15 protein-coding genes and 1 other RNA gene are annotated in these 13,899 nt (G+C 58.5%); 6 read left to right on the top strand and 10 right to left on the bottom strand.

What is annotated here, in order from left to right:
* Positions 1-133: 133 nt before the first annotated feature.
* Both rnpB and rsmI read right to left on the bottom strand, forming a co-directional pair.
* An RNA gene (rnpB, locus tag IB245_RS24770) (RNase P RNA component class A) lies at positions 134-487 on the bottom strand.
* 75 nt (positions 488-562) lie between these two features.
* Positions 563-1,468, bottom strand: a complete 906-nt coding sequence (gene rsmI / locus IB245_RS24765) for a 16S rRNA (cytidine(1402)-2'-O)-methyltransferase (RefSeq protein WP_162130705.1) — start codon at positions 1,466-1,468, stop codon at positions 563-565.
* 176 nt (positions 1,469-1,644) lie between these two features.
* Here rsmI and IB245_RS24760 point away from each other — a divergent pair, with 176 nt between their 5' ends.
* The 4 genes from IB245_RS24760 (at position 1,645) to IB245_RS24745 (ending at position 5,091) form a co-directional block, all read left to right on the top strand.
* A complete protein-coding gene (locus IB245_RS24760; RefSeq protein WP_192228964.1) occupies positions 1,645-3,456 on the top strand; it encodes a penicillin-binding protein activator in 1,812 nt (603 codons plus the stop codon).
* Positions 3,456-3,818 carry a YraN family protein gene (locus IB245_RS24755; RefSeq protein WP_008025963.1) on the top strand — a complete coding sequence of 121 codons (363 nt, stop codon included), beginning with the start codon at positions 3,456-3,458 and terminating at the stop codon, positions 3,816-3,818. The genes IB245_RS24760 and IB245_RS24755 overlap by 1 nt, the downstream gene beginning before the upstream one ends.
* Before the next feature lie 104 nt (positions 3,819-3,922).
* Positions 3,923-4,516, top strand: coding sequence for a phosphoheptose isomerase (locus IB245_RS24750; RefSeq protein ID WP_008025961.1), 594 nt, complete (start codon positions 3,923-3,925; stop codon positions 4,514-4,516).
* Entirely contained in the window at positions 4,513-5,091 is a 579-nt protein-coding gene (locus IB245_RS24745; RefSeq protein WP_008025960.1) for a BON domain-containing protein, read from the top strand. The genes IB245_RS24750 and IB245_RS24745 overlap by 4 nt, the downstream gene beginning before the upstream one ends.
* A gap of 152 nt (positions 5,092-5,243) precedes the next feature.
* Here the strand turns inward: IB245_RS24745 and IB245_RS24740 are convergent, their stop codons facing one another.
* The 7 genes from IB245_RS24740 to rplM all read right to left on the bottom strand — a co-directional run bounded on the left by IB245_RS24740 (position 5,244) and on the right by rplM (position 10,132).
* Positions 5,244-5,657 (bottom strand): ClpXP protease specificity-enhancing factor, encoded by a 414-nt coding sequence (locus IB245_RS24740; RefSeq protein ID WP_008037283.1) that lies wholly within the window; start codon positions 5,655-5,657, stop codon positions 5,244-5,246.
* Between the two features lie 16 nt (positions 5,658-5,673).
* On the bottom strand, positions 5,674-6,291 hold the full coding sequence (locus tag IB245_RS24735; RefSeq protein WP_007905304.1) for a glutathione S-transferase N-terminal domain-containing protein: 618 nt from the start codon (positions 6,289-6,291) through the stop codon (positions 5,674-5,676).
* A 151-nt stretch (positions 6,292-6,442) separates the two neighbouring features.
* Complete coding sequence (locus IB245_RS24730; RefSeq protein WP_008025956.1) at positions 6,443-7,225, bottom strand: cytochrome c1; 783 nt, start codon at positions 7,223-7,225, stop codon at positions 6,443-6,445.
* Positions 7,225-8,436, bottom strand: coding sequence for a cytochrome b (locus IB245_RS24725; RefSeq protein ID WP_007943720.1), 1,212 nt, complete (start codon positions 8,434-8,436; stop codon positions 7,225-7,227). The genes IB245_RS24730 and IB245_RS24725 overlap by 1 nt, the downstream gene beginning before the upstream one ends.
* The gene (gene petA / locus IB245_RS24720; protein WP_008025954.1) at positions 8,436-9,029 is read right to left on the bottom strand and encodes a ubiquinol-cytochrome c reductase iron-sulfur subunit; all 594 of its coding nucleotides are present in this window, start codon (positions 9,027-9,029) and stop codon (positions 8,436-8,438) included. Before petA ends, IB245_RS24725 begins: the two co-directional genes overlap by 1 nt.
* Before the next feature lie 267 nt (positions 9,030-9,296).
* Entirely contained in the window at positions 9,297-9,689 is a 393-nt protein-coding gene (gene rpsI, locus IB245_RS24715; protein WP_003228056.1) for a 30S ribosomal protein S9, read from the bottom strand.
* 14 nt (positions 9,690-9,703) lie between these two features.
* Positions 9,704-10,132 carry a 50S ribosomal protein L13 gene (gene rplM, locus IB245_RS24710; RefSeq protein WP_007905295.1) on the bottom strand — a complete coding sequence of 143 codons (429 nt, stop codon included), beginning with the start codon at positions 10,130-10,132 and terminating at the stop codon, positions 9,704-9,706.
* A 245-nt stretch (positions 10,133-10,377) separates the two neighbouring features.
* Between rplM and IB245_RS24705 the strand changes: the two genes are divergently transcribed.
* Positions 10,378-11,418 (top strand): NADP(H)-dependent aldo-keto reductase, encoded by a 1,041-nt coding sequence (locus IB245_RS24705; RefSeq protein WP_008025952.1) that lies wholly within the window; start codon positions 10,378-10,380, stop codon positions 11,416-11,418.
* Between the two features lie 89 nt (positions 11,419-11,507).
* On the opposite strand, the gene IB245_RS24700 is transcribed toward IB245_RS24705, so the two are convergent.
* Positions 11,508-12,644, bottom strand: coding sequence for an acyl-CoA dehydrogenase family protein (locus tag IB245_RS24700; protein WP_192228963.1), 1,137 nt, complete (start codon positions 12,642-12,644; stop codon positions 11,508-11,510).
* A 244-nt stretch (positions 12,645-12,888) separates the two neighbouring features.
* Between IB245_RS24700 and IB245_RS24695 the strand changes: the two genes are divergently transcribed.
* Positions 12,889-13,785, top strand: coding sequence for a GlxA family transcriptional regulator (locus IB245_RS24695; protein WP_177318159.1), 897 nt, complete (start codon positions 12,889-12,891; stop codon positions 13,783-13,785).
* Positions 13,786-13,899: the final 114 nt, after the last annotated feature.

The raw sequence follows: 13,899 nt of genomic DNA, 5'->3' as shown, positions 1-13,899 counted from the left end.
TTCAGAAGTTAAAGTAGTTTGTTAAGAGTAAGATTTTTTCGGTATTACAAAAGAGGTTATGCGATTGATTGTGCAGGAGGGAAATTGCCATTACGAGCGCCCTGCTCAACGATTCAAACAGGGAGGGAAAAAGGTGGAGAGTCGATCTGTAAGCCGGGTTCTGTCTTGAACAGTCATTCGTCTACGATGGCCATCACTGGACATCTTTAGCAACCTACCCGGTCCCAGCGCGGGCCACGCCTTGGGACCCTATTTGGTCTTGCTCCAAGTGGGGTTTACCTAGCCACGAACTGTTGCCAGACGTGCGGTGCGCTCTTACCGCACCTTTTCACCCTTACCGGCGCCGAAGCGCTTAGGCGGTTATTTTCTGTGGCACTTTCCGTAGGCTCACGCCTCCCAGGCATTACCTGGCACTTCGCCCTATGGAGCCCGGACTTTCCTCCCCCCCCTAATTTTCATAGAGGGCAGCGACTGTCCGATCGACTCTCCGCCGCGAAGGTTAACGGCAGAGCGGCCGAAGAACAAGCGTTAAACGCCATCAGCCACGCCTGCACGTCGGGATTTACTCGCCCTTCTGCTTATCCAGCGCGACCTGATACAGGACATTCTTGCGTTCGCCGGTAATTTGCGCGGCCAATGCTGCGGCCCGCTTGAGCGGCATTTCTTCGAGCAACAGATTGAGGATGCGCATGGCTTCACTGCTGACGGCATCTTCCGTCTCGGGGGCGGACCAGCCCGCCACCAACACCACGCACTCACCGCGCTGCTGATTGCTGTCCGACTCGACAAACTCACGCAGCTCGGCCAATGGCAGGCCTTTCAGGGTTTCGAAGGTTTTGGTCAGTTCACGCGCCAGCAACGCCAGACGCTCGCCACCGAAGACCAGCTCCATGTCTTGCAGGCATTCCAGGATCCGGTGCGGGGCCTCGTAGAAAATCAGCGTGCGCGGCTCTTCCTTTACCAACTCCAGACGAGCCCGACGACCAACCGCCTTGGCCGGCAGGAAGCCTTCGAAGATAAAACGGTCCGACGGCAAACCCGCCGCCGACAGCGCCGCAATCAATGCACAAGCCCCCGGGACCGGCACGACATTGATTCCGGCCGCACGGGCCTGACGCACCAGGTGATAACCCGGATCGGAGATCAGCGGCGTTCCGGCGTCGGAGATCAGCGCCACATCGTCACCGGCAAGCAGGCGGGTAATAAAGCGGCTACCTTCATCCCGCTCGTTGTGCTCGTGGCAAGCCGCCAGCGGCGTGGGGATGCCGAAATGCTGCATCAAACGCTGGGAGTGACGGGTATCTTCGGCAGCGATCAATGCCACTTCGCGCAGGATCTTCAGCGCGCGCGCACTGATGTCGTCCAGGTTGCCGATGGGCGTCGCCACCACATAAAGCGAGCCAGCAGCGGAATTCAAAGCACCTGGAGCAGTCAAAGCGCACACCTCATGATCGGTAAAAGCCGCCATTGTAGCGCGTAGCGACGATTGCGATACGCGCAAGCAACCCCGGGTTTTTCAGGCTACGGTGCAGTGCTGCAACATTTGTACGAGCTAAATTGATCGATTCACGCCAGTAGCATCGCGCCCCGGCCAGTGCTTGGGTACAATTCCACGCTTATTTGATCGAGTATCAGGAACACTACATGATCGCTTGCCTGCGGCTGTTCACTGCCCTCTGCCTCGCTGCCTTGCTGGCGGCTTGCGCCAGCTCGCCCTCTTCCAGCCTTGGCGAACTTCCACGGACCCCGGATGCCAGTATCGAGCAACTGCTCGATCAGGCCGCCAAAAGCAAAACGCCGGAACAAGCCGCGCTGTTTCGCCTGAGCGCGGCCGACCTCGCTTATCGCCAAGGCAATGCCGGCCAGTCCGCGCAAATCCTGCAACAAGTGCCGGTCGAGCAACTCAAGCCAGGCCAACAGGTCTTCGCCAACACGCTGGCGGCCGAACTGGCCATGACCCGCAATCAGCCGAAAGCGGCGCTGACCGCTTTGAGCCATCCAAGCCTGCAACGCCTGGGTGAATTGCCGGAGGAACAACAGATTCGCACCGGCACCGTGTACGCTCGTGCCCTTGAGGCCGATGGCCAGACCCTCGCCGCCGCACGGGAGCGTATTTTCATCGCGCCGATGTTGAGCGGTGAAGCGGCAGGCAAAAACCACGAAGCGATCTGGACCCTGATCGCTTCGCTGCCAACCGACCAATTGCAGCCAACCACCAAGGACGACCTCGGTGGCTGGATGGGCCTGGCGCTGGCGGTTAAAACGGCCGGCACGCTTGAGCAGCAACAAGCTGCGATCGACAACTGGCGCGCCCAGAACCCTAAACATCCGGCCGCCATTCAGTTGCCGCTGTCACTGACCAAACTCAAGGAACTGGCCAGCCAGCCTTTGAGCAAGATCGCCCTGCTGCTGCCGCAAGACGGCCCGCTGGCATCGGTCGGCAAAGCGCTTCGCGAAGGTTTCATGGCAGCGCACTACCAGGCTCAACAGGCCGGCCAGAAGCCGCCTGCCATCGAGTTCTATGACAGCTCGCGCCTGACTTCCCTTGACGAGTTCTATCGCAAGGCTCAGGCCGATGGCGTGCAACTGGTCGTCGGCCCGCTGGAAAAACCACTGGTCAAACAGCTCAGCACTCGCCCACAGCTGCCGATCACAACCCTGGCGCTGAACTACAGCGAAGGCGAACAAGGCCCGGCCCAGTTGTTCCAGTTCGGTCTTGCCGCTGAAGACGAAGCCCGCGAAGTGTCCCGTCGTGCTCGCGCCGATGGCTTGCATCGCGCCGCGATCATGGTGCCGAAAGGCGAATGGGGCGACCGCGTACTCCGAGCGTTCAGCCAGGACTGGCAGGCAAACGGCGGCAGCATCGTTGCCACCGAGCGCGTTGATCAGCCAGTGCAACTGGCCCAGCAGATTGCCGACATGTTCCAGCTGCGCCAGAGCGAAGGTCGTGCCAAGAGCCTGCAAAGCACCGTCGGTTCGCAGGTCGCTGCCCAGCCTTCGCGTCGCCAGGACATCGAGTTCATCTTCCTGGCCGCCACACCTCAGCAAGCCCAGCAGATCAAACCGACCCTGAACTTCCAATACGCAGGCGATGTGCCGGTTTACGCCACCTCCCACGTATTCAGTGCCAGCGGCGACGTGAACCAGTACAACGACATGAACGGCATTCGCTTCTGCGAAACCCCATGGTTGCTGGACGCCAATGATCCGCTGCGCAAGCAAGTGACCACACAATGGCCACAAGCCGCCGGCAGCCTGGGTCGCTTGTATGCGATGGGCGTCGACGCCTACCGCCTGGCTCCGCGCCTGGGGCAACTCAAGGCGCTGCCGGACAGCCGCATCGAAGGTCAATCGGGCAGCCTGGGCATGACTCAGAACCAGCGCGTCGTGCGCCAGTTGCCGTGGGCACAGTTCGCCAACGGCCAGGTTCAACGCCTGCCGGACACCCCGCGCTGATGCCTGACCGGTCACGCCAGCAAAGCGGTAAAGATGCCGAGCGCCATGCGCTCGAGCATCTGCAACAACAGGGTCTGCGCCTGCTGGCGCAGAACTGGTTGTGTAAACGCGGCGAGCTTGATCTGGTCATGCTTGATGGCGATACAGTAGTATTCGTTGAAGTTCGCTACAGAAAAAACACTCAATGGGGTGGCGCGCTCGATAGCATCGATGAGCGCAAACGGCAGAAACTGATTTTTGCCGCGCAGTATTTTCTTCAGCGCGAGTCGCGTTGGGCCAATTCCCCTTGCCGTTTCGACGTGGTTGCCATCGACAGCAGCCTCGATCAGTTGAACTGGCTGCAGAATGCCTTCGACAGCTGATCGCGTGCGTCCCGAACCGGACACTTTCACCCGACAATTTTGCTCTTTGCTTTGCGGGCTGCACATTCATGTGCCGAGTAGCCGCGCTAATTAAGGTCACACAGATGGACATGCAATCCCGAATTCGCCAGCTTTTTCAGGCCAGTATCGACACCAAGCAAATGGCGATGGACGTACTTGCACCGCACATCGAGCAAGCCAGCCAAGTGATGGTCAACGCCCTGCTCAACGAGGGCAAAATGCTCTCCTGCGGCAACGGCGGTTCCGCGGGCGATGCCCAGCATTTCTCGTCCGAGCTGCTCAACCGCTTTGAACGTGAGCGCCCGAGCCTGCCGGCCATCGCGCTGACCACCGACAGTTCGACGATCACCTCGATCGCCAACGACTACAGCTACAACGAAATCTTCTCCAAGCAGATCCGCGCGCTCGGCCAGCCAGGCGACGTACTGCTGGCGATTTCCACCAGCGGCAACTCGGCGAACATTATTCAAGCGATCCAGGCCGCACATGATCGCGAAATGATTGTCGTAGCATTGACGGGCCGCGATGGCGGCGGCATGGCGTCGCTGCTATTGCCCGAGGACGTCGAGATTCGCGTACCGGCCAACGTCACCGCACGTATTCAGGAAGTCCACCTGCTGGCGATCCATTGCCTTTGCGACTTGATCGACAGCCAACTGTTCGGGAGTGAAGAATGACCCCTAATCGCCTAGGCCTTCTGGCCTTGACCCTGTGCCTCGGCATCAGCGGCTGCACCTCGGTGGTGAATGCCAGCCGTGAAGCGCCGATCGATGATGATCGCGGCACACGCACCTTAGGCAGCAAGATCGACGACTCTCTGATCGACACCAAAGTCGGCGTAAACATCGCCAAGGCCGACCCGGCCCTGGACAACGATTCGCACATCGTCGTCACCAGCTTCAACGGCGTCGTACTGCTCGCCGGCCAAACGCCACGCGCCGATCTCAAGGCCAAGGCCGAACAGGCCGCTGCCGCCGTCCAGCGCGTGAAAACGGTGCACAACGAACTGCAGGTGCTGCCGCCTTCCGGCTTCCTCGCCCGCCAGAACGACACCTGGCTGACCTCCAAGATCAAGACCCAGATGCTCACCGATCCGAACATCCCGGGCTCTCGCATCAAGGTTGTCACTGAAAACGGCATCGTCTATTTGCTGGGTCTGCTGACCAAGCAGGAAGCCGCCCAGGCGACCAATCTGGTGCAGGGTGTTTCCGGCGTGCAGAAGATTGTGAAGCTGTTTGAGTACATCGACTGATACTAGCGGCGATCTAGAGACCGCCCTCGACCTGTAGGAGCACGGCTTGCCGGCGAAGGCGATTTCGAGGACGCCTTCGCCGGCAAACGGAACGCCGCCCGGCCGCTCCTACAGGTAATAAAAAAGGCGATCCTTTCGGATCGCCTTTTTTATTACTTCACCACTTTCAAACTTGGCCGACCGCTTGGGCGCGGCGGCTCACTGTCCGGCGGCGGAAGATCATCATCCGGCTCGATCTCTTCCTCGTCTTCCATAGGCGATTCCAGATCGAACACCATGCCCTGACCGTTCTCCCGGGCGTAAATGCCCAGGATCGATGCGATAGGCACGTACAGGGTGTGCGGCACGCCACCGAAGCGCCCCTCGAAGCTGACCGCTTCGTTATCCATGTGCAGATGACGCACGGCGGCCGGCGATACGTTCAGGACAATCTGTCCGTCACTGGCAAAACCCTGAGGCACCTGCACCGACGGATACTCGGAATTGACCAGCATGTGCGGGGTGCAATCGTTGTCCACAATCCACTCGTAGAGCGCGCGGACCAGATAAGGTCGACTGGAGTTCATAGCGGCTCCTTAAGCCTTAGCGCATATCGCGTTCGACGCCAGACAGACTCGCCTGGAAAGCCTCACGCGCAAACGAGCGCTCCATATAATCAAGCAACGGCTTGGCGGGCCGTGGCAGTTCAATACCCAAAATCGGCAAACGCCAGAGTATTGGTAGTAGGCAGCAATCCACCAGACTTTGTTCCTCGCTGAGGAAAAACGGCTTGTCGGCGAACAGCGGCGACACGCCAGTCAGGCTTTCGCGCAGCTCTTTACGAGCAACGACACGGGCAGCTTCCTTGGTCCGCGAATCCAGGATCAGATCCACCAGACCACACCAGTCACGCTGAATACGATGAATCAGCAAACGGCTGTTGGCACGCGCCACTGGATAAACCGGCAGCAAAGGCGGATGCGGGTAACGCTCATCCAGATATTCCATCACCACGGTCGACTCCCACAACGCCAGGTCACGATCGACCAGGGTGGGCAGGCTTCCGTAAGGGTTCACCTCAATCAGTTTAGGCGGCTGGCGGCCAGCTTCCACGTAAATGATCTCGGCGCTGACACCCTTCTCTGCAAGTACGATGCGCACTCGGTGGGAATAGTGGTCGGCGGGGTCGGAGTAACAGGCCAACCGATTGGTCACGCCCATGGCGGTCCTCCTCGCTTGTTGAAATTATCGGAAGCGGAAAAACGAGCGCGCCCAGAGGGCGTCTCCCGTAACGCCTGGATAAACCAGACTCGTTACACCTTCAGAGACGCCCTTGGGCGCGCGCGATTAACAGCAATTGCTTGAAACTTTATCAGTGCACATCTTTCCAGTATTCGCGCTTGAGCAAGTAGGCGAATACGAAGAAGAACGCCAGGTACAGCAAGACGTAGGTACCAATGCGCTGATGCTGCAGCTTAACCGGGTTAGCCGAGTAAGCGAGGAAGGTTACCAGATTCTTGACCTTCTCATCGAACTGCTCTTCGGTCAGAGCACCGCTCTTCGGCACGATGGTCAGCTGATCGCACGCTTCATGAGTCAGCGCGGTACCGGTCAGCGGATCATATTGCTTCTTGCCGTCTTCGACGATCTGGACCTGTTTGCAACCGACGACCTGACGACCTTGCAGGCCCACCAGGACGTTCGGCATGCCCACGTTCGGGAAGACCTTGTTGTTCACGCCCCAAGGACGCGACGGATCTTCGTAGAACGATTTCAGGTAGCCGTAGAGCCAGTCCGTACCGCGAACACGAGCCACCAGGGTCAGGTCAGGCGGTGCAGCACCGAACCAGGTCTTGGCGTCAGCCGGCTGCATGCCGATGCTCATGTGGTCGCCGATCTTGGCGCCAGTGAACACCAGCTTCGACAGCATCAGATCGTGAGGAATGCCCAGATCGTCGGCAACACGCTCGTAGCGCTGGAACTTGGCGCTGTGGCAGCCCATGCAGTAGTTGGCGAATGTACGCGCGCCATCTTGCATGGCGGCCTTGTCGGAAACGTCGATGTCGACCTTTTCCAACTCAGGACCACCGTGCTCGGCAGCGAAGGACAGTACAGGCAAAGCAGCAAGAATCAGTACAGCAAATAGCTTTTTCATCAGCCAGTCACCCTTTCCGGAACCGGTTTGGTCTTCTCGAGCCTGGTGTAGAAAGGCATCAGAATGAAGTAGGCGAAGTACAGGAAAGTACACACCTGCGACAGCAACGTACGACCTGGAGTCGGCGCCAGAACACCCAGCACGCCCAGAATCACGAACGAGATGCAGAACACCCAGAGCCAGATTTTGCTCAACCAGCCTTTGTAGCGCATCGACTTGACCGGGCTACGGTCCAGCCATGGCAGGACGAACAGTACAGCGATGGCCGCACCCATGGCGATAACGCCCAGGAGCTTGTCCGGAACCGCCCGCAGAATCGCGTAGAACGGTGTGAAGTACCAGACCGGAGCAATGTGCTCTGGGGTCTTGAACGCGTTCGCCACTTCAAAGTTCGGCTTCTCGAGGAAGTAGCCGCCCATTTCCGGGAAGAAGAACACGATCGAGCAGAAGATGAACAGGAACACCACTACGCCGACGATATCTTTCACGGTGTAGTACGGGTGGAAGGCAATGCCGTCCAGCGGTACGCCGTTTTCGTCTTTGTATTTCTTGATGTCCACGCCGTCCGGGTTGTTCGAGCCGACTTCGTGCAGCGCCAGAACGTGCAGCACCACCAGACCGAGAATCACGATCGGCAGGGCAACAACGTGCAGGGCAAAGAAGCGGTTCAGCGTGATACCGGAAATCAGGTAGTCACCACGGATCCACTGAGTCAGGTCGTTACCGATGACCGGGATCGCACCGAACAGCGAGATGATCACCTGGGCACCCCAGTAGGACATCTGGCCCCACGGCAACAGGTAACCCATGAAGGCTTCCGCCATCAGCGCCAGGTAGATCAGCATGCCGAAGACCCACACCAGCTCACGCGGCTTCTGGTACGAACCGTAGAGCAAGCCACGGAACATGTGCAGATAAACCACGATGAAGAACGCCGAAGCGCCGGTGGAGTGCAGCAGACGCAGGATCGAGCCGTACTCGACGTCGCGCATGATGTATTCGACGGAAGCAAACGCTTCTTCCGCCGACGGGGTGTAGCTCATGGTCAGCCAGACACCGGTAACGATCTGGTTGACCAGAACGAGCAGCGCCAGGGAACCAAAGAAGTAGAAGAAGTTGAAGTTCTTCGGGGCGTAGTACTTGCTGAGATGGTCTTCCCACATTTTGGTCGCGGGAAAGCGCGCATCAACCCAATCCATGAACTTGCTCATCACGCTTTCTCCGTATCGACGCCAATGACAATAATCTCATTGGTCTCATAGGAATGCGGGGGAACTGGCAGGTTCAAAGGCGCAGGTTGCGACTTGTAGACGCGGCCAGCCAGATCGTAGTGGGAACCGTGGCACGGGCAGAAATAGCCGCCTACCCAGTCCTTGCCCAGATCAGCAGGTGCCACTTCGGGACGGAAGGTCGGCGAGCAACCCAAGTGCGTACAGATACCGATCAGCAGCAGAACCTCTGGCTTGATCGAACGCGTAACCGGGTCGACATAGGTCGGTTGTGTCGAGTTCTTGGAGGTCGGGTCAGCCAGCTGGCCCTCGATCTTTTTCAGATTCCCCAGGATTTCCTCGGTACGGCGGACAATGAACACCGGCTGACCGCGCCACTCAGCAATCATCTGCTGGCCTGGCTCGATTTTGCTGACATTCACTTTCACCGGTGCACCTGCGGCTTTCGCCTTGGCACTGGGAAACCATGACCCCACGAACGGGACCGCAGCCCCCACCGCTCCTGCAGCACCCACCACGGATGTGGCTGCTACCAAGAAGCGACGCCGGCCTGCATTCACGCCGTCATTGCTCATTCAGTCCTCTCCCATCAGCTTTGTGGCCTGTTAAATCAGGCATCTACTAAGTAAAACTATGTACTTATAAAAATTTTGCCGAATGGTAATGAAAAGCCCCAATTCTGACAAGGTAATTACCGAAGGGCTCCACTGCCAAGCCTTGTAGTATAGGGGCTCTGCGGATGTGGCAAGTTGTCACAGAGCAATTCTTTGATAAATCGCACCCATAAAAAAACGCCCAGCTCCGTGAGGAAACTGGGCGTTCTTTTTGAACGTGAAAGCGAATTAACGCTTCGAGTACTGCGGACGCTTACGCGCTTTACGCAGACCGACTTTCTTACGTTCAACTTCACGGGCGTCGCGGGTAACGAAGCCAGCTTTGCGCAGAGCGCTACGCAGGGTTTCGTCGTAGTCCATCAGAGCGCGAGTGATGCCGTGGCGGATTGCGCCAGCTTGACCACTTACACCACCGCCGATCACGGTGACGTAGATGTCGAACTTCTCGACAGTCTCAGTCAATTCCAGCGGCTGACGAACTACCATGCGGGCAGTTTCGCGGCCGAAGAAATTATCCAGCGAACGGTTGTTGATGGAGATGTTACCAGTACCCGGACGCAGGAAAACGCGTGCGGTTGCGGTCTTGCGACGGCCAGTGCCGTAATTTTGAGTCGCCGACATAATGAACTATTCCGTTAAAACTTCAGTTCTTGGGGCTGCTGAGCAGTATGAGGGTGTACAGCGCCCGCATAGACTTTCAGCTTACGATACATGTCGCGACCCAGCGGGTTCTTAGGCAGCATGCCTTTGACCGCGGTCTCGATCACGCGCTCAGGGGCTTTAGCGATCAGCTTTTCGAAGTTGATCGACTTGATGCCGCCCGGGAAACCGGAGTGGGAGTAGTAGATTTTGTCGGTGGTTTTAGCACCGGTTACACGAATCTGCTCGGCATTGATAACGACGATGTAATCGCCGGTGTCAACGTGAGGAGTGTACTCAGCTTTATGCTTGCCACGCAGACGGCTCGCGATTTCGGTGGCCAGACGACCCAGGGTCTGACCTGCAGCGTCGACGACAAACCAGTCGCGCTGTACTGTTTCCGGTTTAGCAGTAAAAGTTTTCATTCTTTATAGCCTCAGGGGCCGCCCTGTAAATTAGACGGCGGATCTTACTGAATAGTGCGTACTTTGACAAGTCAAAGGCAGCCGGATACAGACGCTTTCGGGGGCTCGGGTCGGCGCGTCCGTTCAACGGCAAGATTCTTCGGCGGCGGCGCATCACTTCCACTGCAGAAAGAGGTGCGCAATTATGCAGATTGCGAAAAATATTTCAACCTGCTTTTATGATTGTTTTGCCCAAGGAGCACCTGATGGATTATCGACAGCTAGGCCGAACCAATCTGAACGTGAGCGCCATCTGCCTCGGAACCATGACCTGGGGCGAGCAAAACAGTGAAGCTGAAGCCTTCGCACAGATTGAACGGGCCAAAAGCGCCGGGATCAATTTCATCGACACCGCCGAGATGTACCCGGTACCACCGAAAGCCGAAACCTACGCCACCACCGAGCGCTACATCGGCAATTATTTCAAAAGCCGCGGTGATCGCGCCGACTGGATCCTGGCCAGCAAGATCGCCGGCCCCGGCAACACCATCGACTACATCCGCGACAAAAACCTGCGCCACAACCGCCAGCACATTACCGAAGCCGTGGATGCGAGCCTCAAGCGCCTGCAGACCGACTACATCGACCTCTATCAATTGCACTGGCCGGAGCGCAGCACCAATTTCTTCGGTCAACTGGGCTACAAACACAAGAGCGAAGCGAACCTGACCCCGCTGGAGGACACCCTCGAAGCGCTGGACGAACAGGTCAAGGCCGGCAAGATCCGCCACATCGGCCTGTCCAACGAAACACCATGGGGCACCATGCGTTTCCTGGCGCTGGCCGAAGCCCGTGGCTGGCCGCGTGCAGTGTCGATCCAGAACCCGTACAACCTGCTCAACCGCAGCTTCGAAGTCGGCCTGGCGGAAATCGCCATTCGCGAACAGTGCGGCCTGCTGGCCTATTCGCCGCTGGCGTTCGGTTTCCTGTCGGGCAAGTACGAAGGTGGCGCGCGTCCGCCGAAAGGTCGCCTGAGCCTCTACAGCCGCTTCAGCCGCTATTTCAATCCACAGTCGGAAGCCGCCTGCAGCCGTTATGTGGCGCTGGCCCGCGAGCACGGTCTGGACCCGGCGCAAATGGCCTTGGCGTTTGTGACGCAGCAGCCGTTCGTGACCAGCAACATCATCGGCGCGACGACGCTGGAACAACTGGACAGCAACATTGCCAGCTTCGAGCTGAAACTTTCCGATGAAGTGCTGGCGGGGATCGAGGCGATCCACAAGGATCACCCGAATCCAGCACCGTAACCCGCACTTGTAGGAGCTGGCTTGCTGGCGATTGGGACAACGCGGTTACAGCCAAAACCGCGTCGCTTCAATCGCCAGCAAGCCGGCTCCTACAGTGACCGCGCAATAATCTCTTTCATGATTTCGTTGGTGCCGGCATAAATCCGCTGCACCCGCGCATCCGCCCACGCCCGGGCGATCGGGTATTCCCACATGAACCCGTAGCCGCCATGCAACTGCACGCACTCGTCGAGCACCTTGCATTGCAGGTCCGTGCCCCAATACTTGGCCATCGCCGCCGTCGGCACATCGAGCTTGCCTTGCAGGTGCAACTCCAGGCAGCGATCGACGAAGACCCGGCCAATCTGGATCTCGGTCGCCATCTCCGCCAGCTTGAAACGGGTGTTCTGGAAGTCGGCAATCGCCTTGCCGAACGCCTTGCGCTCGCGGGTGTATTCCAGCGTCCATTGCAGCGCAGCCTCAGCCGATGCCAGCCCGCCAACAGCAACCGTCAGACGCTCTTGCGGCAATTCCTGCATCAGATACGCGAAGCCCATCCCGGCCTGGCCCAGCAGGTTTTCTTTCGGCACGCGAACATCCTGGAAGAACAGTTCCGAGGTGTCCTGCGCTTTCATGCCGACTTTTTCCAGGCGCTTGCCCTTGGCAAAACCCGGCGTGTCGGCCTCGACCAGAAACAGGCTGGTACCCTTCGCGCCGGCCTTCGGATCGGTCTTGGCCACGACAATCACCAGGTCCGCGAGATAGCCGTTGGTGATGAACGTCTTCGAACCGTTGATCACATATTCATCGCCATCGAGCACCGCCGTGGTTTTCACCCCTTGCAGGTCGGAACCGGCACCCGGCTCGGTCATGGCAATCGCGGTGACCATCTCGCCGGACACCAGTTTTGGCAGGTATTTGTGTTTCAGCGCTTCGCTGCCGTAATGCAGGATGTACGGCGCGACGATGTCGGAATGCAGGGAAAAACCGATCCCGGTCAGCCCCAGACGACCCACCTCTTCGATCACCACCGCACTGTAGAGAAAATCCGCTCCCAGCCCGCCGTACTCTTCCGGCAGGTGCGAACAGAGCATCCCCGCCTCCCCTGCCTTGTTCCAGAGTTGGCGGTCGATATAGCCTTGTTTTTCCCATTGCCCATGAAACGGCACGGCCTCTTTTTCGAGGAAGGTTCGCACGCTGTCGCGAAAAAGTTCGTGCTCGGAACTGAACAAGGTTCTGGGGATCATGCGGCACCTGTCGTTATTGTTAGAAGGAATAGACCTTCAGAGACTAAGCCTCGCTTCCGATACAGGACACTGGACACATCCGACAAAAAATAAGACGATCCAGCCGTCTGGTGACCACTTTCCCCTATAAGAATAAAGTTGAATTATGTCTAACCAAGTCTCCACGCCCTTGCGGCGCGTCAGCATCCTGGCTATCGACCGGGTTTTCGCTTCCACCCTCATGCAAGCCAAGGATTTCTTCCACCTGGCCAGCCTGCGTTACGGCAAACAACTGGGCCAGGGCCTGACACCGGCGTTCGAAACGCGCCTGGTCAGCCCCGACGGCAAACCGGTCAACAGCTTCAGCGACGTGATCATGCCGGTGGACGGCGGCCTGGAAAACGCTGACGTCATCATCCTCCCGGCGTTCTGGGACGATTTCGAAACCCTTTGCCAACGTTATCCACAGATCCTGCCGTGGTTGCGCCAGCAGCATGCGCGCGGCGCGGTACTGTGCGGCGAGGCCACCGGGGTGTTCTGGCTCGCCGAAGCCGGGCTGCTCGACGGCAAGGAAGCGACCACTTACTGGCGCTTCTTCAACGCCTTTGCCGAGCGCTTCCCGAGGGTTTACCTCAATCAGGACAAGCACCTGACCGACGCCGACAACCTCTATTGCGCCGGCGGCACCACGTCGGCGTGCGACCTCTATATCTACCTGATCGAGCGCTTCTGCGGCGCCAACGTGGCCCAGGCCGTGGCCCGCGACATTCTCTATGAAGTGCAGCGCAGCTACTCGCCGGGACGCATCGGCTTCGGTGGCCAGAAGCTGCACCAGGACGTGATCATCCTGCAGATACAGCACTGGCTCGAAGAGCACTTCGCCGACAAGTTCCGCTTCGAGGACGTTGCGCGCGAGCACGGCATGAGCATCCGCAACTTCATGCGCCGCTTCCAGACCGCCACCGGCGACAAGCCGCTGCATTACCTGCAACGCCTGCGCATTGAAACGGCAAAGGGCTTGCTGTCCGGCAGCCGCAAGAGCATCAAGACCATCAGTTATGAAGTCGGTTACGACGATGCGAGCTTCTTCGCGCGGCTGTTCCGCCAGCACACCGAGTTGTCGCCGAACCAGTATCGGCAGCAGTTTCAGCAAGCGGCGTAAAACCCCGCAAACCCTGTAGGAGCACAGCTTGCTGGCGATGGCGTCCTTGAGATAGCCATCGCCGGCAAGCCGTGCTCCTACAGGGGATCTGCAACGCACAAAAAAGGCCTGCAA

The sequence above is a fragment of the Pseudomonas sp. PDM02 genome, from assembly GCF_014852285.1.
Taxonomy (GTDB): Bacteria; Pseudomonadota; Gammaproteobacteria; order Pseudomonadales; family Pseudomonadaceae; genus Aquipseudomonas; species Aquipseudomonas migulae.
This window is presented reverse-complemented; position numbering and strand designations above follow the sequence as displayed.